The 19,887-nt window shown below is 51.7% G+C and carries 22 protein-coding genes; 16 read left to right on the top strand and 6 right to left on the bottom strand.

The annotated features are described in order from the left end of the window. Positions 1-6: 6 nt before the first annotated feature. Positions 7-1,269, bottom strand: a complete 1,263-nt coding sequence (locus tag KB235_RS02815; protein WP_246514304.1) for a hypothetical protein — start codon at positions 1,267-1,269, stop codon at positions 7-9. Between the two features lie 287 nt (positions 1,270-1,556). Beyond that, entirely contained in the window at positions 1,557-2,453 is an 897-nt protein-coding gene (locus tag KB235_RS02820) for an aldo/keto reductase (RefSeq protein WP_211780319.1), read from the bottom strand. Between the two features lie 135 nt (positions 2,454-2,588). Here KB235_RS02820 and KB235_RS02825 point away from each other — a divergent pair, with 135 nt between their 5' ends. From KB235_RS02825 to KB235_RS02840, 4 genes are all read left to right on the top strand, one after another. Further along, the gene (locus tag KB235_RS02825) at positions 2,589-3,200 is read left to right on the top strand and encodes a protein kinase family protein (protein ID WP_211780320.1); all 612 of its coding nucleotides are present in this window, start codon (positions 2,589-2,591) and stop codon (positions 3,198-3,200) included. Between the two features lie 86 nt (positions 3,201-3,286). After that, on the top strand, positions 3,287-3,613 hold the full coding sequence (locus KB235_RS02830; protein ID WP_034807807.1) for a four-helix bundle copper-binding protein: 327 nt from the start codon (positions 3,287-3,289) through the stop codon (positions 3,611-3,613). Positions 3,614-3,723: 110 nt separating this feature from the next. Then, positions 3,724-4,236 carry a GNAT family N-acetyltransferase gene (locus KB235_RS02835; protein ID WP_034807804.1) on the top strand — a complete coding sequence of 171 codons (513 nt, stop codon included), beginning with the start codon at positions 3,724-3,726 and terminating at the stop codon, positions 4,234-4,236. Positions 4,237-4,303: 67 nt separating this feature from the next. Beyond that, positions 4,304-4,642, top strand: a complete 339-nt coding sequence (locus tag KB235_RS02840) for a zinc ribbon domain-containing protein YjdM (protein ID WP_211780321.1) — start codon at positions 4,304-4,306, stop codon at positions 4,640-4,642. Between the two features lie 44 nt (positions 4,643-4,686). Here the strand turns inward: KB235_RS02840 and KB235_RS02845 are convergent, their stop codons facing one another. Further along, positions 4,687-6,144: an aldehyde dehydrogenase family protein gene (locus tag KB235_RS02845; RefSeq protein WP_211780322.1), complete on the bottom strand. Its 1,458-nt coding sequence runs from the start codon at positions 6,142-6,144 to the stop codon at positions 4,687-4,689. Between the two features lie 170 nt (positions 6,145-6,314). Here KB235_RS02845 and KB235_RS02850 point away from each other — a divergent pair, with 170 nt between their 5' ends. Together KB235_RS02850 and KB235_RS02855 are read left to right on the top strand one after the other, a co-directional pair. Continuing rightward, complete coding sequence (locus tag KB235_RS02850; RefSeq protein WP_034816206.1) at positions 6,315-6,668, top strand: PadR family transcriptional regulator; 354 nt, start codon at positions 6,315-6,317, stop codon at positions 6,666-6,668. Positions 6,669-6,672: 4 nt separating this feature from the next. Next, positions 6,673-7,251 (top strand): HAAS domain-containing protein, encoded by a 579-nt coding sequence (locus tag KB235_RS02855; RefSeq protein WP_211780323.1) that lies wholly within the window; start codon positions 6,673-6,675, stop codon positions 7,249-7,251. A 465-nt stretch (positions 7,252-7,716) separates the two neighbouring features. On the opposite strand, the gene KB235_RS02860 is transcribed toward KB235_RS02855, so the two are convergent. Then, complete coding sequence (locus tag KB235_RS02860) at positions 7,717-8,559, bottom strand: GNAT family N-acetyltransferase (RefSeq protein WP_051622663.1); 843 nt, start codon at positions 8,557-8,559, stop codon at positions 7,717-7,719. Positions 8,560-8,630: 71 nt separating this feature from the next. Between KB235_RS02860 and KB235_RS02865 the strand changes: the two genes are divergently transcribed. After that, positions 8,631-9,341 (top strand): YjjG family noncanonical pyrimidine nucleotidase, encoded by a 711-nt coding sequence (locus KB235_RS02865; protein ID WP_034816198.1) that lies wholly within the window; start codon positions 8,631-8,633, stop codon positions 9,339-9,341. Here KB235_RS02865 and KB235_RS02870 read toward each other — a convergent pair. Further along, the gene (locus tag KB235_RS02870) at positions 9,312-9,758 is read right to left on the bottom strand and encodes an NUDIX hydrolase (protein WP_211780324.1); all 447 of its coding nucleotides are present in this window, start codon (positions 9,756-9,758) and stop codon (positions 9,312-9,314) included. The genes KB235_RS02865 and KB235_RS02870 overlap by 30 nt on opposite strands. Positions 9,759-9,812: 54 nt before the next feature. On the opposite strand from KB235_RS02870, the gene KB235_RS02875 reads away from it, so the two are divergent. Genes KB235_RS02875 through KB235_RS02885 form a run of 3 tightly spaced genes read left to right on the top strand, consistent with a single transcriptional unit; the run spans position 9,813 to position 11,452 of the window. After that, positions 9,813-10,415, top strand: coding sequence for a pentapeptide repeat-containing protein (locus KB235_RS02875; protein WP_211780325.1), 603 nt, complete (start codon positions 9,813-9,815; stop codon positions 10,413-10,415). Then, positions 10,412-11,251 carry an aminoglycoside 6-adenylyltransferase gene (locus KB235_RS02880; protein WP_211780326.1) on the top strand — a complete coding sequence of 280 codons (840 nt, stop codon included), beginning with the start codon at positions 10,412-10,414 and terminating at the stop codon, positions 11,249-11,251. The genes KB235_RS02875 and KB235_RS02880 overlap by 4 nt, the downstream gene beginning before the upstream one ends. 48 nt (positions 11,252-11,299) lie before the next feature. Continuing rightward, a complete protein-coding gene (locus tag KB235_RS02885) occupies positions 11,300-11,452 on the top strand; it encodes a hypothetical protein (RefSeq protein ID WP_211780327.1) in 153 nt (50 codons plus the stop codon). A gap of 11 nt (positions 11,453-11,463) precedes the next feature. Here the strand turns inward: KB235_RS02885 and KB235_RS02890 are convergent, their stop codons facing one another. Then, positions 11,464-11,859, bottom strand: a complete 396-nt coding sequence (locus tag KB235_RS02890) for a potassium channel family protein (protein WP_034807781.1) — start codon at positions 11,857-11,859, stop codon at positions 11,464-11,466. Positions 11,860-12,123: 264 nt separating this feature from the next. On the opposite strand from KB235_RS02890, the gene KB235_RS02895 reads away from it, so the two are divergent. The 6 genes from KB235_RS02895 (at position 12,124) to pelG (ending at position 19,834) form a co-directional block, all read left to right on the top strand. Further along, positions 12,124-12,897, top strand: a complete 774-nt coding sequence (locus tag KB235_RS02895; RefSeq protein WP_246514306.1) for a glycoside hydrolase family 191 protein — start codon at positions 12,124-12,126, stop codon at positions 12,895-12,897. A gap of 153 nt (positions 12,898-13,050) precedes the next feature. Further along, positions 13,051-14,220: a GAF domain-containing protein gene (locus KB235_RS02900; protein ID WP_211780328.1), complete on the top strand. Its 1,170-nt coding sequence runs from the start codon at positions 13,051-13,053 to the stop codon at positions 14,218-14,220. 2 nt (positions 14,221-14,222) lie between these two features. Then, positions 14,223-15,161 (top strand): tetratricopeptide repeat protein, encoded by a 939-nt coding sequence (locus KB235_RS02905; RefSeq protein WP_211780329.1) that lies wholly within the window; start codon positions 14,223-14,225, stop codon positions 15,159-15,161. Continuing rightward, entirely contained in the window at positions 15,143-16,990 is a 1,848-nt protein-coding gene (locus KB235_RS02910) for a DUF2194 domain-containing protein (protein ID WP_211780330.1), read from the top strand. Before KB235_RS02905 ends, KB235_RS02910 begins: the two co-directional genes overlap by 19 nt. Then, entirely contained in the window at positions 16,987-18,405 is a 1,419-nt protein-coding gene (pelF, locus tag KB235_RS02915) for a GT4 family glycosyltransferase PelF (RefSeq protein WP_211780331.1), read from the top strand. Before KB235_RS02910 ends, pelF begins: the two co-directional genes overlap by 4 nt. Further along, positions 18,386-19,834 carry an exopolysaccharide Pel transporter PelG gene (pelG, locus tag KB235_RS02920; RefSeq protein WP_034816180.1) on the top strand — a complete coding sequence of 483 codons (1,449 nt, stop codon included), beginning with the start codon at positions 18,386-18,388 and terminating at the stop codon, positions 19,832-19,834. Before pelF ends, pelG begins: the two co-directional genes overlap by 20 nt. Positions 19,835-19,887 lie beyond the last annotated feature (53 nt).

The following is a 19,887-nucleotide window of genomic DNA, read 5'->3' on the forward strand; positions in this document are numbered from 1 at the left end:
CCTCCTTTAGTCGTCAAAGCGGTCGTGCCATTTGTTCGCATCGTCCCGTAATAGCTTAAAGTGGGACCCGGTCTTTGTATTCGTCAACACGACGTCGTCACCTCGATAACCGACGTCGAACGTTTGGGCGCAGATGCCTTCGAATACGGTCAAGTAAGGCATCGAGGCCGGCTCACCCGGTTCGGTCGTCGCTTTCGAACGTTCGATCGCCTTGAATATGAAGCGCGTATCGTCGGCCGATACATGCGTCAAGAACGAGGCATCTCGCGATTCGGTGCCGATTAAAGCGAGTTCATGAAATACGGCATGCTGCCTGTTCGAGAATTCGGCTCGCATCTCACGCTTCAACGCCTCGCCTCGCAACAGGATCGGTTCGTGATACGTGATGGAGACAATTTCTTTATGCGGGACGTTGTCACGCATGAACGAGAAGCTAAACAGTGGATACCGTTCGCCTGAGACGAGCGTCGTCGGGAGCGTCTCGGTTTGACGGACACCGAGCAAGCGGTCGAACGAGGCGTCTTCCGGTCGTCGCACCTCGTCATACCCCTCCTGATTCGGGGAGGTGTAAACCCCGTACGCGTTCATCTTCTCGGTTGATTCCAATCCGAATCCGATCGAACGAAACGGCTGACGTGAGGCGGCGTCGATTGGAATTGTGACACGCTCATTGCCTTCTGACGATTCGAACGTCAAATCGAACGACCCGTTGAACGGCATCGTGACATGGACGAGCGTTTGCTCGAAAGCGGTCCGTGTCGGATAAGGCTCGTTGCCGAACGGTTTATCCATTTCCTTTAAAAACTGTAACCGCTCGTGGGGCTGGGCGTTGCGCAGTTTGGCGACGGCTGGATAGGTGACGGCTTGATCGCGGAACGCGGCAAGACTATCGGGGACGGCATCGATTTGCTTCATATAGGTGATTGTATCGACCTGACATTCGACGAACGTCTGATTCTCCGCCTCAAAGAACGTGGCGGTCGGGAAGACTTGGGTCGAACTGTTGGTCGTCAGCGGTTGTGACAGCGTGACCGTGCCAATCCAATGGCGCTCTCCTCTTGGTGCGAGGGCGAGGGCGTCTTCCGGGTAGCAGGCGTCCAAGACCATCGTCCGATCGGCCTCGGTCATCTCAATCAATTGACCCGAAGGCAGCATCGCCCGTCCTTGATAGTACTCTGGGGCTGTATGTAAGCGAAACGCTTGCTCTTCTTCACATCCGAACAAAAACGTCAATATGGCAAGTGCACAGAAAATCAGGTACTTTTTCACATCGGTGCTCTCCTTCAATGAATAACTTTCATCATTTTAGCACCAATTTTTTGTGACGTTAGACTTAGGAAAATTAAAGTGATTTTGATAAAAAAAGTCGAAAAACCCGCTCGACTTGAAATGAGCGGGCTCTTTTTACACTTATGGATATAAAATGGGATTTATCGTTTCTGAACGTGTCGATTTTTGACGAATAACGAAGGATTATCAATCGTTAAGCGAATCGCATTTATATTGACTTGTTTTTCAAAAACGTCCTTAAAGGAATAAATTGTCTATCTAATCCTTTAATCTACATCTCGACCGCGTGCGGCCTTCAAAATTTCGAACCATTCTTCTCGAGTCAGTTCGATTTCGAGTGCCTCGACGCCACGCTCGACTCGGTCAATTTTCCCAGAACCGATAATCGGCATGATGCGCGCCGGATGTTTTAATAACCAGGCGTAAACGACTACATCGATTCCATGCGCACCGTGCCGCTCAGCGATTTCTTTCAATTTGTCGCGAAGTGGTGCATACGAATCGTCTGAGAAGAGTCGTCCGCCAGCGAGCGGGCTCCATGCCATGAGCGGCATCCGTTCTTCATGACACAGGTCGACCGTCCCGTCCTCGAAGTGCTTCAGTTGCATCGGCGAAAGTTCGAGTTGGTTCGTCACCAGCTTGTAAGGCAGGCGCGATTGAAGCAGGCGCTGCTGTGACGGCAGATGGTTCGATACGCCAAACGTCCGGACTTTGCCACTGTCGTGCAACGCGTTGAACGCCTCGGCGATGTCGTCCGGGTCCATGAGCGGGTCCGGGCGGTGAATCAACAACGTGTCAATGTGATCGATGCCGAGTTCTGAGAGCGACCGTTCGGCTTGGGCGATGATATGTGCCTTTGTCGTGTCATAATGGTTGATGGTCTGGCCCGGATTGAAGTCGCCTGTCAGCTTAATGCCCGTCTTCGTGACGATCTCGATTTGGTCACGGAGCTCCGGCTTCAAGCGAAGCGCTTCTCCAAACAGCCCTTCACACGTGTAGCCACCGTAAATGTCGGCATGGTCGAACGTCGTGATGCCGAGCTCGATGCACGACTCGATGAACGTGAGCCGCTCTTGGGCGCTCATGTTCCATTCGGCGAGACGCCACATGCCATGGACGATGCGTGAGAATGATAAGTCTTCAGTAAGCGTGATGCGTTGCATAATCATTCCTCCTCTTTGTCAATCGCTTTCATTATACGGATAAATCGACGAAGCGTCACTTTGTCGATTCGAGGATGCAGTCAAATCGACTAAAATCCGCTATGATAAAAACACAATCTAGAAGAGGAGCCCCTCATGAGACGCTATCACGACTACGCCGACGTGGTGTTCGACCAATCCGGTCACGAGACCCACGTTATCAGGCATCACGATCAACTCGAGTTACATGGAATCGGGCGAAGCGCCGCGGTGTTTCGAATCAACGGGACCGCCCGCGTCATCAAAGTGTTTTTCCCCGGTTTCACTCACATCGCGGCCGAAGAGCACGTCATTTATGACACGCTGCAAGGGGTGCCGCACTTCCCACGGCTCTATGAGGCCGGGCCGAATTATATCGTCATCGACTACATCGCGGGGAAGACGCTATTTGAATGTTTGACCGAAGGGATTTGGATTGACGCGTCTTATATCAATCAAGTCGATGAAGCGCTCCTTGCGGCACGGGCGCTCGGGCTGACACCGTCCGACGTCCATTTGCGAAACATCATCCTCAGTCCGGACGGGCGCATCTATTTAATCGATTTGGCCCGATTCCGTCAAGGCCAGCACGTCGACCATCAATGGGAAGATTTGAAGCGGATGTATCGGCTCTACCGTCTCCCGTTCATGCCGAAGCGTTATTCGAAACGGCTGTTGAATGCGGTCGCTTACCTATATCGGACGTTCGTCAACGACCCGAGACAGTGAGCGGGCCGTTTTTTTTTTTGGCGATTAGGGAACAACAGTAACGTATTGGACTTGTCACCTCAGTTAAAAAAAAGGAGGATCCATTTATGCATCGGATTTATGCGAACGAATTGGAGACGCTACATGACTGTGTCGAGACGTGTAACTACTGTTTGGAATCGTGTCTAGAAGAGAAAGACGTGAAGATGATGGTCGATTGCATCCGACTCGACCGTGAATGCGCCGCCCTCTGTACATTTCTCGCCGAGGCGATGACGCGGGATTCGGCGTTCGTGCCGGAACTTGCCCGGGCTTGTGCCGTCGTCTGTAAGGCGTGCGCCCAGGAGTGTGAGAAACACAAGCATGAGCATTGTCAGGAATGCGCACGCGTCTGTTTCGAGTGCGCGTCGATGTGCGATCGGTTGGCCGCATAATGTAAAAAAGTCAGTCGGTCGACTGACTTTTTTATGTGGGAGCAAATCGCCACGTGTATTTTGAAATCGAGATAAGTATAATGAAGAAAACGCTAAGAAAGTGGTGCCTCATGATTCGAACTTGTCGACGCGACGACCTTCAGGCCGTCCTACATATTTACAACGATGCTATCGTCAACAGTACCGCCGTCTATCACTATGAACCGGTGACGCTTCAAAACCGAATCGCCTGGTATGAAGAGAAGAAGGCATCCGGTCTTCCGGTAATCGTCTGGGAAGAAGCGGACGTCGTCATGGGATTCGCCACGTTCGGTCCGTTCCGACCTTGGCCAGCCTATAAATACACGGTGGAGCACTCGATTTACGTCCATCCCGGTTACCGCAGCAAAGGGATTGGCAACAAGTTGCTCCGTGAGATTATCCGTCTCGCAGAAGAGCGTGAGTATAAGACCGTCATCGGTGGTATCGACGCTTCGAACGTGACGAGTATCCGGGCTCACGAAAAAGTCGGATTCGTTCATTCCGGTACGGTGAAACGGGCCGGCTACAAGTTTGGAAAATGGCTTGATTTATCATTCTATCAACTCGATTTGAACGGTCCGGAGACGCCGGAAGAGGGCTGAGCGGTAGCTGTCGGACGTTCCGAAATTACGATATACTGGCTACAGGGAATCGAATGGAGGAATCAGCATGACAGAACTACCGAATTGTCCGAAGTGTCAATCCACGTACGTGTATGAGGATGGGAGCTTGCTCGTCTGTCCGGAATGCGCCTACGAGTGGTCGCCGAGCGAGGTAGCCGAAGCGGAAGCGGACGCGCAAATCAAAGACGCGAACGGCAACGTGCTCCAAGACGGGGACACAGTCACGGTCATCAAAGATTTGAAGGTGAAAGGGACGTCGCTCGTCGTCAAACAAGGCACGAAAGTGAAAGGCATCCGTCTCGTCGATGGCGATCATGATATCGACTGCAAAATCGATGGGCTCGGTGCGATGAAACTCAAATCGGAATTTGTGAAGAAAATCTAAAAAAGCGTGTCGGTCCGCAAACGGATCAACACGCTTTTTGCTGCTTACGAGAAGAAGGGTTTGTATTCTCGGCGTTCGTGCATGACGGAGACCCATTGGAGCGTCGTGAACTCCTCGAGCACCCATTCGCCGTTGAAACGGCCAAGACCAGAATCTTTCTCTCCGCCGAACGGCAAGTGCGGCTCGTCGTTCACCGATTGGTCGTTGACGTGAATCATCCCCGTCTCGACTTGGCGTGCGAACTCGGTTGCACGGTAAATCGAACCGTGGACGGCACCGCTCAGTCCGTATGGCAACTCGTTCGAGAGTTTCAGCGCCTCGGCGTCGTCCTTGAACGACAGAATGACGGCGACCGGTCCGAAAATCTCATTTTTCGCGAGCGGCATGTCGTTCGTGACACCGCTCACGACAGTCGGCTCGAGCACGTTCCCGTTAGCGTTGCCGCCGACCTGGAGCGTCGCACCAGCGTCGACCGTCTGCTTGATTTGATCAAGAATGCGGTCGACTTGGTCGTGGTCGATGAGTGGACCGACTTGTGTGTCTGATTCGTTCGGGTTGCCGAACTTCAAGGCACGGACCCGATCAACGAATTTTTTGAGGAATTCATCGTGAATCGACTCGGCGACGAGGATTCGGTTCGTCGACATACAGATTTGCCCTTGGTGATAGAATTTCGAATAGACGGCCGATTCCACGGCACGGTCGATGTCGGCGTCGTCTAAGACGACGAAGACGTTATTCCCACCGAGTTCGAGCGCTGTCTTTTTCAACAGGCGTCCGGCCTTCTCGGCGATCCCTTTGCCGACCTCGGTCGAACCGGTGAACGAGATGAGTTTTGGCACCGGGTGCTCGACGATGGCGTCCCCAATCTCAGAACCGCGACCGACGACGATGTTCAAAACGCCTTTCGGAAGACCCGCCTCTTCAAATAACGAAGCGAACAAGAGACCGCCGGTGACCGGTGTCGCCGTCGCCGGTTTGACGACGACCGTATTGCCCGTAGCGAGCGCGGAGACGATGGAGCGGACCGCGAGGTGGAAGGGGAAGTTCCATGGGCTGATGACGCCGATGACGCCGAGCGGTTTCCGATAGACCCGGTTCTCTTTGTTCGGGACGATTGACGGCTTGATGAGCCCGTCCATGCGGAACGGGAACGTCGCTGCTTCCTTGATGATCGCCATCGAGGCTAAAAATTCACCTTCTGCTTTAATGCGCGTGCTGCCCGACTCTTTGACGAGCCAGTCGATGATGTCATCTTTATGCTCGAGCGTCACTTCGGCGAACTTCTCAATCAAGGCGCGTCGGTTTTGAGGGAGCATCGTTGCCCATTCGGTTTGTGCTTCCTTTGCAACCGCGTAGGCTTTGTCGAGATCGGATTCGTCGGCCGAGCGGATGGAGAACAACGTCTCGTCCGTGAACGGATTGGTGTTATCAATCGATTTGTCGCTCGATCCTTCGACCCACTGGCCATCGATGTACATCTTCGTAAAATCGGTATGCATACTCAAACACTCCTTTATGTTTTTGCTTCACCTTAAGAAGTATTCACCTGATTTGAAAAATTAAACCTATCGATGCGCAACTAGCTTGTTTTACAAAATAGTTGCGCTTGGTAGTACCTTCCATTACTATTATGTATAACAAGTTAGTTTGATGAAAGCGAGGTCACGCCATGGCGATGAGTCAGATGTTGAAAGGATTGCTCGAAGGGTGCCTGTTGGCCATCATCGATAAAGGAGAGACGTACGGCTACGAGATGTCGGAGAAGTTGCAGGCGTACGGATTCACGATGGTGAGTGAGGGCAGCATCTATCCGGTGTTATTGCGGATGAAGAAAGACGGCTGGGTCGAGACGATTCAAAAGACACTGCCGTCCGGAGGGCCGAAGCGAAAGTATTACATCTTGACGGAGGCGGGGCAACAAGAATTGCTCGCCTTCAAACAACGTTGGGCGGAAGTGTCAAGCGGCGTCGACCGCGTACTCGGAGAGGGGAATGAAGATGGAGCTTTCAAAAAAGAGTCGTGATTTTTTGGATGATTTAGCAGTCTATCTTATGTCGAGTGGGAAAGCGGAAGAGGAAGTGCACGACGTCGTCGCCGAGCTCAAAGACCACCTCGAGGAAGCGGAACGGGCAGGAAAAAGTGTGGACGATGTCGTCGGCCAAAGTCCGAAAGCCTATATGCAGCATCTCGGGCATGAGATGGCGTTTGATGGGAAAGGCTTTTTCAAAATCATCGCGATGTTGGTTCCGAACGTGTTCGCCTACATCATCATCGGTAACTTCATTCAAGGCGAGATGACGTTCTCGACGGTTCAGCTGATCGGGTTCCCGCTCGTAGCCGTCCTGTTCTTGCTGGCCGCCTCGCAAGCGTTCCGCAATCTGTCCGTCCGTTCGAAAGCAAGTCCATTCAAAAACGGGGCGACGTACATCGCGCTTGCCGTGTTGCCGATGACGCTGTTCCTCGGTCTGATGGTGCTCGACATCTTCGTCGAGACCCCGACGATCGTGTTCGGTTCGACCGGCCAACTCGTCTTGCTCGGAATGGCCGTCGTTACGTTACAGATTATACGAGCAGGAAAGCCCATACCGGGCATAGCCCGCCTTTAGGCATGGGATGAACGTGAGTTCGGATGTGAAAAACATCCGACATTCGGGTATATATATCCCATAGACAAGTACAAGTCTCTAAAACGCCCGTGTCCATCGCTCCTTGAGAATCGTATCCGGTTCGGTCACGAAACCATGTGACCGGTAAAACGATGCCTGTCGTCATGCAAAAGACGCTAAAACATCAGGTGGACACACCTGTAACGACCTGTGGTTGATGGTAACAGTCAATCAGCCTGAGAACCTATATGGTCTGTCTCAGGAGGGGTGATGGCACACCCTCATCTGAAGGCTTGAGCAAAACAGAAATGGACTGCGCTCGCACAAGCACTTCAGAATCCCACTGCTTTAGCTGTGGGAGTGTCAAGCATACGTCCCGGAAGCGAGACGAGCCGTTAAAGAAGCGGCAAGGGCGCTTCGACATGCATTCTATACGCAAAAAACTCGCCCGTAAGGCGAGTTTTTTCATGCTTGCGACAAATAAGGGAAGCGACAACCTTCAGGGAAAAACTTCCCTTCGTTCATGCGAATCATCCATGGACCGTCGCTGGACGGACGTTGCTCGACACCATCCAAATCGGGCGTAAATTTAAAGACGATTTCGGTGATGCCTTCAAAAGAGAGGCGTGCGACGACGTCACGCATATCGACAGGACGCGGCGACAGCACGGCGTACAGAATTAAACGCGAGCGTTCGATTATATAAATGACATGGACGTCATCGAAACGATACACATCCTCGTCCATCCCTTGATAGTAATGAAACATCCAAATGTGCATATCGTCTGTCGTATAGAGGCGCGGTGAAAACGGGAGTGATTCCAGTTTGAAACGCCGCCACTGTTCGGCATCGACGTCGACGTGTTCGAGTGGAGAAGCCGATCCCGAGACGCGGACGAAAAACTCCGGTTCCGATTGTGCGGAGAAGCCTTGCTTCTCGTAAAACGGTTCAACGCTTTCGTTGCAAGCTAGAAAATAAGGCAACCCATCCGTGTCATGTTGCTTGAACAAGTGTTTAAAGATGCGGGTGGCGAGTCCTTGTCCTTGTCGGATCTCGTCTGTCATGACCGTTCCGATTTGATACGCTTCTCGCGCGGTTCCGTCCATCATCACTGTCATCCGGCTCATCCCGACGCTCGAGATGACATTCCGATAGAACGTCAATGAATAGCAGCGATAACGGTCAGTCCATTCGCCAGCTTTGTACCACTCGCGAAAATCGATGCCGAATGTCTCGTCGGCTAAGTAAAAAAACGAGTCGAGTTCTTTTTCCGAATATTCGAGGTTGGTGATTGGCTTTTTTGGCATACAGTTTGCTCCTTTTTTGAACTTCAATGTCTGTTCCTGTACATTAGAGGCAGAGAGGGGTAATACAGATTATGAAACGATATGAAGCGATTTTATTCGATGTCGACGATACGTTGCTCGACTTTAAACAGAGCGAGCACGTCGCTTTGCAGCAGTTGCTCGCTGCGTACAACGTTCACATGACCGATGAACTGAAACAACAGTATGTGACGATTAATAACGGATTATGGCGCGCCTTCGAGCGCGGCGAGGTCGGACGGGAAGACGTCTTGATGGGACGCCACACGCAACTGTTCGACACGCTTGGTATCACAATCGATGCACATGAAGTTGAACAGCGCTATCGCGACCATCTTCACTCGGGTGTGCACATCATCGATGGGGCGCTCGAGCTCGTCCAAACGCTCAGCGAACAATATCCGCTCTACATCGTCACGAACGGCGTCACGGAGACGCAGTTCAAACGGCTCGAAGCCTCGGGACTGCTCCCTTATTTCCAAGACGTGTTCGTCTCGGACGCGACCGGGTCACAGAAGCCGATGAAACCGTTCTTCGACTACGTGTTCGACCGTGTGCCGCACGTCGCACCGGAACGCGGGCTCATCGTCGGCGACTCGGTCACGGCCGATATCGCCGGTGGACGCATGTACGGGCTCGATACGTGCTGGTACAATCCGCATGAGATTGCGGCGACGGTCGAAACGACGTATGAGATTCAAGACTTGAACGAGCTGACATCGATTCTGTCCGGCTCAGCGGTCGATAAAGTGGGGCGGCAGTGATTGGGGCAACGCGTAAAGCGTCTCCGGGAACAGTTTTAACTCACGGAGCGTCTCGAGCGGCTGCCAACGATAGATGAGGTGATCCCCTTCCGGACCGTGGAAATCTCCATGTTGGAGCGGGAGGTCACCCGATACATAAAAGTACATCCCGATTTCATGCACGGTCCGCTCGAGGTACGTGAAGAAATTTTCGGACACGAATGCGAACGTCGTTCCGGTCACTGCGGCTTCGAGTTCTTCCTGTAACTCTCGTGTCAAGGCGAGCTCGGCTTCTTCGCCGATGCCGACGCGTCCGCCCGGTAACGCCCAAAAGTCATCGTTCACGTTCCGATGGACGAGCAAATGACCGTCTTGGACCCAAATGCCGGCGACCCGGTAATTGAACGTGCCTTGTTCGGTCGGAAATACGATATCCATGTTTCATCACTCCATTCCTATAGCTATAACGAGTATACGCCAAGGAGGCCGATTATGTTTCAATCACATGCCACATACGTTGGAGACGATTTTCGGGACGAGACGCTCCGTGACGTTCAACTCACGCAGACGACGTTCGAGAACTGTCGTTTTACCTATATCGATGCGACCGAGTTCGAGACCGAGCAGTGCCGCTTCATCAACTGTGACTTCACCGATTCAAAATGGAACGCCTCACGTCATAACGAGAGTTCGTTCTTGAACTGTCAGTTCATTGGGGCAAACCTGTTCTTGTCGGAGTTCGACGAGTGCAAGATGACAGGTTCGTCATTCGAGTCATGCATATTTGAAGGGGTCGTCGTGCGTGAAGGGGATTGGTCGTTCGTCAATCTTCGGCATGCCTCGCTCCGGAAGATGGACTGGTCCGGTGTCCGGTTGACCGAGGCCGATTTATACGGGGCGGATTTGACCGAGTCACGCTGGACGAACGCCGTCTTGTCCCGTGCCGTCTTGCAACACGCCGACTGCACCGGTGCGGATTTTGTAGGCGCCGAGATGGACGGAGTCGATTTTTCAGACGTCAATATAAAACAAGCGACGATTGACGTGATGCAGGCCGTACAAGTCGCCCGCTCGCTCGGGGCGAACGTCGTATGATGAATGAACGTATGCTCGAACGGTTACGTGAGTTCGTGAGCCGAGACGACAACGTTCGGGTCCTTGTTTTGAACGGGTCGCTCGCCAACCCGGACGTGCAACAGGATTGCTATCAAGACGTCGATGTCACTTGTTTCGTCGAAGACGTTAACGCGTTCATCGAAGACCGCTCGTGGATGGGGCCGCTCGGGGACGTGTTGATTATGCAGACGCCGGATGAGGTGCCGGGCCACGCCGACTATGAACGCTTCGCCTTTCTCGTTCAGTTCGCCGCCGGCCATCGTGTCGATTTGACCGTCCGTCCGCTTGAGGCGGTCGCGGCCACGCTCGCCGCTGATTCGCTCAGTCTCGTCCTGATTGATAAAGACGACATCGCCGGTCAACCAGTCCCGTCTGATGACACGTACCGCATCAAACGACCGACGCGGTTCGATTATGAACAGTGTTGGAACGAATTTTGGTGGGTGTCGCTTTACGTCGTTAAAGGCATCAACCGGAAACAGTTGTTGTACGCGTATGACCATTTGACCATCATGCGGACGATGCTCCGGCAGATGCTCTCGTTCGAGGTCGGGTTTCAAACGGGCTTTACTGTGAACGTCGGGAAGTCTGGAGACGGCCTCAGCCAACACGTCTCCCGGGAGTGTTGGGAGGCGTATCTCGACACATATCCTGTCATCGAGACGACTTCGCTCGAGTCAGCCCATCGTCAGCTGATCGATTTGTTCGAACAGGTCAGTCGACGAGTGGCCGACCAGTCAGGGATTCCGTTTCAGGAAGCAGAAGCACGACGCATACGTGACGCCTATTCGACACTTTGGTGTCAGCGCGATTAACTTTTTACCGAGTCGGGAAACCCCCTTGTATAGAAGGGGGAATGACGCTTGAATCCGTATACGACGTTCATCGCGCTCCTAGTGGGGAGTTTACTTTTCTTTGTCGGCATCCGGACGAAAAAATGGCCCATCATCGTCGTGGCCTTGTTTCCGCTCGGACTCGTCGCGTTCAACATGTATTTGCTCATTACCGGACGCTAGAAGACTGCCTGTCAGTCTTCTTTTTTGTAGATGGATTTCACAAAAAACACTGTCGGCAATAAGATGCCGATGGCGGCTTCGATGAGCGCAAACCAGCGGGCCGGACCGACCGGTAGGATGTCCCCAAAGCCGATGGAAAGGAGAGTGACCCCGCTGAAGTAGAGGAGGTTCTGCCAATTCGGATCGACCGGGGTCATCGACTCGAGCGACGTGACGAGGATGACACCGTTTTGTGACAAGGCGTAATAGATGACGGCAAACCCGGCTAGGACACCGCACAGACTGACGAATAAGTGACTGAAGAAGCGTCCGTCAAAACCGGTCTGCCGATACGTCTTGTGCCGAAAGAAGGTATATACGTTCATGCCGACGAATAATACGGCAATCGTAAAGAGAATGGTATTCATGTTCGTCTCTCCTTTTTTAGAAGGTCTATAACTGTTGTACCCTGCCCAGACACTAGGAAACGGACTAATTTGACATCATGACGTAAAGAGAATGGTATTCATGTTCGTCTCTCCTTTTTTAGAAGGTCTATAACTGTTGTACCCTGCCCAGACACTAGGAAACGGACTAATTTGACATCATGAACGAGACAACGACAAGGAGGTGTCCGTGTGCGGCGTTACTTATGGATCGTATTGTGTTCAACGATAATTTTAGGGGGTTGCGTGACAAAAACGCCATTCGATTTCGATGAGATTGAAACGTATAAAATCTTTTACAACGTGCCGACAGACGAGATTGTCGCCGATATGTCCAGGTATGACCTCGTGATTATCGAACCGATTTGGTACACGACCGAACAAATCGAGGCGATTCAATCGAAGGGGACGAAAGTACTCGGCTATATCAACGTGATGGAGGCAGATACGTGGAACCGGGCGTTAATTGGACAAATGGAAGAGGACGATTTCTTTTATCGGGACGGGGAACGTATCTATTTTCAGAGATGGGACTCGTATTTGACGAATATCGCATCTGCCAACTTTCGAAAAATCTTGATTCGTGAAATCCAAAAACAAATCATCAATAAGCATATCGATGGCATCTTCTTGGATACGGTCGGTGACATCGATGACGTTCATCTCGACTATCCTACCGACTTAGCCGAACAGCTCGACGGTTTAGAAACGTTTCTAAAATCAATCCAAGGCACGTATCCGGGTGTCCCGATCGTTCAGAATTGGGGAATCGAGACGTTGGAGCGGACGAGTGCCCCTTACGTCGACGGATTCATGTGGGAAGGGTTTAACTATACGGCCATCACATCAGATTCATGGTCGATGGAAAAAATTGAGCGATTAAACGCGTTGCGCGAAACGTACGACATTGCCGTATTGACCGTATCGGATACGGAAGAAAGTACGAGTCGTAACTTGGCCGAAGCGAACGGTTACATCCATTATCATGAGCCAACCTATTATGATACATGGGATTTTTAGGGATTATTTAAGGTTATAGGAAGGAAGTGTGCGGGTATTTAATGTAAGGAACTAATATTTTTACCATAAAACAACATAAAACTCGAAGAGGAGGGGATTCTTATTTTTTACGCTCAAGACCGTCCATGGATCAAGTGGACCGAAATCCTTGTCGTGTTCGCCGTATTGATCGGCATCGACCTCGTGTTTAGCTTAGGGTCGATTCAAAACGATTTAAACTTGTTTTACGTTGCGGCGATTTTATTCGCCTTACGGTACGGGACAATCTTTGGTCTCATCAGTTTCGCTCTGTTGCTTGTCTATAAGGTCGTCTATACGGGTTTCGTCGGTGGCGACATCTTCCTATTGTTCTACGATACAAATTCACTTCTCACGTTATTCTATTACTTCGCCCTCACTGTCATCGTCGGATTGTTCAGCACGTCATTTCGTGAACGGTACGAGATCAGTCAGTTCCGCAACGAGGAACTGAAAGATGAAAACACGTACTTGAAAGAGACAGTCGACTTACTCAACACTTCTCAGACGATACTTCGTCAAAAGTTACTCCAATCGGAATATAGCCTCAACCAACTGTATGAATTGGCCGTCTCGCTCGATTTACCACATCCTGAATTGATTCGAAGCGAAACGATTCGCCTCTTGAAAAAATATTTTCTCGCAAGTGACGTTGCCATCTATCACGTTGACCGGTCGCAGAAGTCGATGCGTCTCCTTATTCGCCAAGCGGAGAAAAAAGAGTTCCCGCAAACGATTTTCCTCGACGAGGCATCGGGCATGTTTAAACGTTTTTTCCAAGTCCAAGAGACGACGCTACGCCAACTCGATGATGAAGACTCGGACCCGATGTTGCTCGCGCCGATCACGATTGATGGACAGACGCGTGAAGTCGTCGTCATCAAACGTTTACCGCTCCGTAAGTTGACGACCGATGATTTGCACGTCTTGAACATCCTCTTCTCCTGGATCGGGACGCGTATTGAGAACGCGCAGACGCTCATTCGAAAAGAACAGCATGCTTTGCTCTATCCGGGGACGTCGTTCTATAAAAAAGATGCGTTCACTGAGCTCGTTGCGTTGCAAGAGCAAAAGAAACTGCATCACGGCCAACCTTACATCGTACTCGAATATGCGCTTGGCTATGAGCCGGTGTCCCTCGAAAGCATCGAGGCTATCGTCCATTCGTACTTGCGGGAAATCGATGTCGTCGGCTACGACAAAGATGACAACAAGCTGATGCTCTTACTGCCGGGGACGAGCGAAGAACACCGGCAACGGATTTATGACCGGATTGAAGGCATCTTGATTCAGAAAGGGGTGTGAGTATGGCAACGATTAGTAGCACCGTTTGGATTTTCCTCTATGTCATTCATGCCATCCTCGCCCTCGCCTTGCTCATTGTGTTGAAGCGGAGAATGAAAGCCCCAGATTACGGGGTCGCAGTGACAGCCCTTTGCTTCGGGCTGTTTTTACCTTTCATCGCCGAGCTTGCCGTCTATGCTGTCTATCGACTCGCCGAACGGTTCGGTCGCAGTGGCTTGATTGAAGACTACGATGAATATATCGACTTCAAGGTCGTCAACTATGAAAAGATTCGTCACGAGGCGAAATCGAGTGCGAGCTTGCTCCCGTTGACCGATGCCATCAACTCAAAAGACCCGGCGATTCGGAAACATTCGATTTTGACGCACGTGAATAACTCGATTGACCAACAAGGGAAGTACTTGCAGATGGGTCTGCAGAGTAAGGACAGTGAAACGGTCCATTATGCAGCGGCAACGATGAACATTTTGGTTGATCAATACGAACAAGAATTGAAGCAGGCGAAACGTGACTACGACCTTGGGAATCCGGCATCGATTCGCCGGCTCGCCACCATCTATAAACGGATGATCCACAGTGAACTGATTACGACGGTCATGTTGACCGACAAGCGGGAAGCCTGGTTGAAGGAGTTGTTGATTGCCAAAACGCTCTTTCCGCCAACGGCTTGGATATATGAAGATTTGAATGAAATTTATCGTGATGCGAAACGACCGAAAGAGCAACTCGCTATCTTGAAAGAGTATGTGCATCACTTCCCGGAACGCATCGAGGCCCATCTCATGCTCATCGATTTCTATTATGCGCGGGAACGTTGGGCCGAGGTGAAAGCGGTCATGTTTATGATGCAAACCCAATTCTCGCTCGAGGACGTGCCGTACGAGTATCGGCTGTTATTTGAAGAATGGAGTGACACGACATCATGGAAAAACGAACTGTAATCTCATTCTCGCTCTTCATCGTCTTATTTCTCGTCATCGTCGGCGCGATTCAATACTTACGGATCCACTCGTTGCACACGCTGTTGCCGGGTATCGCAGAGCAGCGAATCGAGATTGACCAGATTCAAGGCGGAGAAACGGCTCAGACCGGCCAACATCGCCTTCAAGTCTATCTTGTCCGTGACGAAGAAGAATTGGCCGTTCAGACGGCTGAAAATATCCTATATGGGCTTCGCTATGCGAAAATCGACGTCCAAGAAATCACACCGGAACAAGTCGGGACGGTGACGCCCTCGCCATATACGATTCTCATCTTCACGGGAGAACGGACGACACGTTGGCCGCTCATCGAGATGAAACAATTTGTAAAGCAAGGCGGCAACCTCATCTTTAGCAACCGGTTTAAAGATGCTGCCTTCAATGAGCTGACAGGGATTGAAGAGATTGGGGAGTTTGTGCCGGACGTGTACGGCTTGAATTTCGAGGAAGTGATTTTCCCAGGCTACGTCGACTTGAATCCACCGGAAGATTTGTTCGTCCACAGTGTCATCGATTTTGCCATCGCAGACGACGCAAACGTCTTACTGTCGGCAGAAGGGTTTCCTATCCTTTGGGAATATGCGGTCGGCGATGGGAACGTGCTCTATTGGAACACGACCATCACTAATCAAAAGATGACGCGTGGCCTGTTCGTCCAAACGCTCGGCACGTTGCCACCGGCGTTCGTCTCCGCACAGGCTGCCATCAAGCTCATGTATATCGATGACTTTCCGGCTCCGATTATGAGCGGGAAGATGAAAGACGTCTCGACGACGCCGCTCGACAAATCGGTCAAAGACTTCTTTGCTGAAGATTGGTGGGAAGACATGCTCCGAATGGGCGAAGAAGACGACTTGATTTACACCGGTGCGATGATTGGCACGTACGAGGAAGAAATGGAACTCGTCGATGAAGAGTTGATTAGACGAGGCGAATTCCCGATGCTGTTTTTCGGTCGTAAGTTATTGGCAAGCGGTGGAGAAATCGGTTTACATGGCTATAACCATCAATCCCTCGTCACGGCTGATGAGCCGATTGACCCGACGTATGGCTATATCCCGTGGAAAGATAAAGACGAGATGAAGCGGTCGCTTCTTCAAGCCGAGTCCGTGTTCGCGAACTATTTCCCGGCTGAGACGCTCAAATCGTACGTCCCACCGTCGAACGCCTTGAATCGGACCGGCGTCGATGCGATCGCTGAAGCGTTACCTGAACTGCGCACAATCGCGTCGCTTTATACCGGGGAACCAGAGAACGGGGATTTCGTGCAAGAGTTCGAGTTCGATGAGACACACCCTCACGTCTACCACTTTCCACGTGTATCGAGCGATTACGGGGAAGAGCGCGGTTCGATTTTCCAGATGGTCGACGCGATTGCCAATTTTGGCGTCTTCTCGCACTTCATTCACCCAGATGACGTTATCGACCCCGACCGGGCACTTGGACGTGACTGGGACACGATGTTCGCCAGTCTGAAAAAAATCAATGACGACGTGAATACAAACTATCCGCACCTGCAGTCGTATACCCAGCATTACGCGACGGAAAAACTCATCACCTACCAAGCGGCGGACGTGAACGTCTCGTTTGATGACGGGACTGTCTACTTGTCAGGCGAGGGGCTCGTCAATCCGTCGCATTTCACGGTCCGGCTCAAGTCCGGACAATCGCTTGAGACAGGTACGTTCGACTTTGGGACGGTCGAACAAATGGAAGCGGATCGCCCGCTCTACTTGGTCACATTGACGGCGGCGAACGCTCAGATTGCCATCGAAGGAGGCACACCATGAAGATTGGACTCGTGTTAGAAGGGAGTTATCCGTACGTGAGCGGAGGGGTGTCGAGTTGGACCCAGACGCTGATTGAAGAGATGCCGGATGTGGAGTTTCAAATCATCTCCATCCAACCGACCGTGAAGCGTCCCGAGGACATGAAGTATGTGTTGCCGGAAAATGTGTCTGGAATCACGCATCTCTATTTGAACGAGTCCGGTGTGAAGGGGAAAGGACGGATGAAACTCGCGCCTGAGGAAGAGCGGAAGCTGTCGGATTGGCTGATGTTGAAGAGTCCGAATCGACAAGCGCTCGGGATTATCGGGACGCGAGTCCCCTCGAGTGAGGCGTTTTTCGCCAGTGAGTTTTTCTGGCACAACGTCAAGACCGCCTATTCTGAAGAGATGAACGGTGGATCTTTCATCGACTACTTTTGGATGTGGCAAAGCATGTACATGCCGGTACTTCGCGTGTTGCATCAGCCGCTCCCCGACGTCGATCTCGTCCATTCCGTGTCGACCGGTTACGCCGGGATGGTCGCTTCCTATATGAAAGAGACACAAGGCATCCCGTTCATATTAACCGAGCATGGCATTTATTCCCGTGAGCGGGAAGAAGAGATTCTTCAGTCCTACTGGATTCCGGCTCCGTACAAGCCGCGCTGGGTCCGTTTCTTCCACCACTTGTCACGCGAGGCTTACAATGCGGCCGATGAGATTATTACGCTGTTTGAACGGAATCGTGAATATCAGGAATGGATTGGGGCACCGAGCGAAAAGACGAAGATTATCGCCAACGGCATCGCCGATCGCCACATCCGTCCGGTCATCGAGCCGGTCGAGCACGACGTGTTTCAAATCGGGGCCATCGTCCGTGTCGTACCGATTAAAGATTTAAAGACGATGATTTATGGGGCGAAGATTTTACAAGAACGGCGCCGTCTCTTTAAACTGACGATTATGGGCCCGCTCGATGAGGACGAAGAATATGCCGAGGAATGTCGGTTGTTGATTGAACAGAGCGGTCTGACGGATTATGTCGAACTTGTCGGGAAAGTGAATGTGCAGGAATGGTTACCGACGTTCGATTTGTTGCTACTGACGAGCATCTCGGAAGGGCAGCCGCTAGCCGTCCTAGAAGGGATGGCTGCCGGTATCCCATGGGTGGCGACAGACGTCGGTGCCTGTTCGGAACTTTTATACGGACGCTCGGACGACCCGTTCGGTCCAGCCGGGTTCATCGTGCCGCCTGTCCACCCGGAAGCACTCGCCGATAAAATCGAGTGGATGATAGATTATCCGCTTGAACGGATGCGCTTCGGCAAGAACGGCCGCGAACGCGTCCGTCAATATTACCGGTTGCAACAGTTCGTCGACCGGTACAAAGCAATCTATGAAGCGAGGAGGGAACAGTATGGCGGGCATCGGGTTTAAGTTACAGAAGTTGTTTCAAGAAGACTACTATTCATCCCGACTGAAGGCGTACACGTTCTCCGGTCTCGTCACCTCAGGACCTTGGCTCATCGTCATTTTGGTCGTCGGGACGATTCAATGGCTGGCGTTTCAAATGCCGATGCTCTCGCTCGAGGAACGGACGCTGTTTATGTTGTCGGTATCTTATGCGTTCATCTTCTCGCAAATCTTGTTCAGTTTCCAACAGCTCGTCGTCACGCGCTACGTCGCCGATTTGTTTTACGAGAAGAAAGCACACGATATTTTTCCCGTCTTTACCGGAATGCTGAAAGTGACGATGCTCGCAGCAATCATCATGTACAGCATCTTTTGGATGATTTCACCGCTCGATTTTTTGTATAAGCTCGTCTTGTTCGTCTTGTTCATGACGATTAACGTCATTTGGGTCATGTTCTTATTTTTGAGCGCGGCCAAGTTTTATCAGGCGATCGCGTACAGCTTTTTACTCGGCGGTTTTATCGCGATTGGCGGTGTGTTCTTGATTAGCCGCATCCTAGTGGACCCGACGAGCTTGGAGCTGTTGCTCGGCTTCACGGTCGGGATGCTCGTCACGCTGTTCGGCTTATTCTTTGCGATGCTACGGACGTTCCCGCTCCGCTATGCGACGAACGAGTTTTCTTATTTCCGCTATTTTGATCTCTACCCCGATTTGTTCGCCATCGGCGTCTTGTACGTTCTTGGCATTTGGGTGACGAACTTCATCATTTGGTTCGGGGAGGGGCGGACCGTCGTCGCGGAATCGTTCGTGTTCAACCCGTACTATGACACGGCCGTATTCTGGTCTTACTTGACGATTGTCCCGACCCAGCTCTTGTTCGTCGTCGCCGTCGAGACACGCTTTTATGAACGGTATCGCACGTTCTACGGCCTCATCAACTACGGGGGCGCTTTGCATCAAATCGATAAGGCGAAACAGACGATGACGACCGTCCTGAAGAACGAATTGATTCGTCTCGGACGAAGCCAAGGGGTCGTCACGTTGTTCGCCATTCTCATGGCGGGTGTGTTCGTCGGCTGGATTGGCGTACCGGAAGAAGTCGGTCAAATCTTTCGGATGACGACGCTCGCCGCTTTCGCGAACGCGATGATTCTCGTCTTGACGCTACTCCTTCTCTATTTTGAGGACCGGCGCGGGGCACTATTCGTTAACTTGTCGTTTTTCACAGGCAACGCACTCTTCACCCTGGCGCTGCTACCGCTCGGCATCGATTGGTACGGCGTCGGGTTTGCCGTCAGTACGACCATCACGTTCTTTATCGCCGGTTTGCGCTTGATGTATTTCATGGGAAAAGTCGACTATTACGTGTTCGCGTCCTCGAATCGACGCAAGCTCGGAATCGAGCGCTTCTCACAGATGGGAACGGCATTGAATCGTCGCTTCTCGCGTTGAAGGGTTCCTATTTCAGCGAAAGATTGATATGATGTGTCTGAAGACGACCGAAT

It is taken from the genome of Exiguobacterium alkaliphilum (assembly GCF_018138125.1).
In the GTDB taxonomy this organism is placed as follows: Bacteria; Bacillota; Bacilli; order Exiguobacteriales; family Exiguobacteriaceae; genus Exiguobacterium; species Exiguobacterium alkaliphilum.

Bases quoted from the DNA above. Each gene is read 5' to 3' on its own strand.
- KB235_RS02835 (WP_034807804.1), top strand. From the start codon at position 3,724: ATGATTCGAACTTGTCGACGCGACGACCTTCAGGCCGTCCTACATATT.
- KB235_RS02825 (WP_211780320.1), top strand. From the start codon at position 2,589: ATGAGACGCTATCACGACTACGCCGACGTGGTGTTCGACCAATCCGGT.
- KB235_RS02840 (WP_211780321.1), top strand. From the start codon at position 4,304: ATGACAGAACTACCGAATTGTCCGAAGTGTCAATCCACGTACGTGTAT.
- KB235_RS02875 (WP_211780325.1), top strand. From the start codon at position 9,813: ATGTTTCAATCACATGCCACATACGTTGGAGACGATTTTCGGGACGAG.
- KB235_RS02850 (WP_034816206.1), top strand. From the start codon at position 6,315: ATGGCGATGAGTCAGATGTTGAAAGGATTGCTCGAAGGGTGCCTGTTG.
- KB235_RS02830 (WP_034807807.1), top strand. From the start codon at position 3,287: ATGCATCGGATTTATGCGAACGAATTGGAGACGCTACATGACTGTGTC.
- pelG (WP_034816180.1), top strand. From the start codon at position 18,386: ATGGCGGGCATCGGGTTTAAGTTACAGAAGTTGTTTCAAGAAGACTAC.
- KB235_RS02865 (WP_034816198.1), top strand. From the start codon at position 8,631: ATGAAACGATATGAAGCGATTTTATTCGATGTCGACGATACGTTGCTC.
- KB235_RS02910 (WP_211780330.1), top strand. From the start codon at position 15,143: ATGGAAAAACGAACTGTAATCTCATTCTCGCTCTTCATCGTCTTATTT.
- KB235_RS02870 (WP_211780324.1), bottom strand. From the start codon at position 9,758: ATGGATATCGTATTTCCGACCGAACAAGGCACGTTCAATTACCGGGTC.
- KB235_RS02845 (WP_211780322.1), bottom strand. From the start codon at position 6,144: ATGCATACCGATTTTACGAAGATGTACATCGATGGCCAGTGGGTCGAA.
- KB235_RS02820 (WP_211780319.1), bottom strand. From the start codon at position 2,453: ATGCAACGCATCACGCTTACTGAAGACTTATCATTCTCACGCATCGTC.
- KB235_RS02860 (WP_051622663.1), bottom strand. From the start codon at position 8,559: ATGCCAAAAAAGCCAATCACCAACCTCGAATATTCGGAAAAAGAACTC.
- KB235_RS02905 (WP_211780329.1), top strand. From the start codon at position 14,223: ATGGCAACGATTAGTAGCACCGTTTGGATTTTCCTCTATGTCATTCAT.
- KB235_RS02880 (WP_211780326.1), top strand. From the start codon at position 10,412: ATGATGAATGAACGTATGCTCGAACGGTTACGTGAGTTCGTGAGCCGA.
- KB235_RS02890 (WP_034807781.1), bottom strand. From the start codon at position 11,859: ATGAATACCATTCTCTTTACGATTGCCGTATTATTCGTCGGCATGAAC.
- pelF (WP_211780331.1), top strand. From the start codon at position 16,987: ATGAAGATTGGACTCGTGTTAGAAGGGAGTTATCCGTACGTGAGCGGA.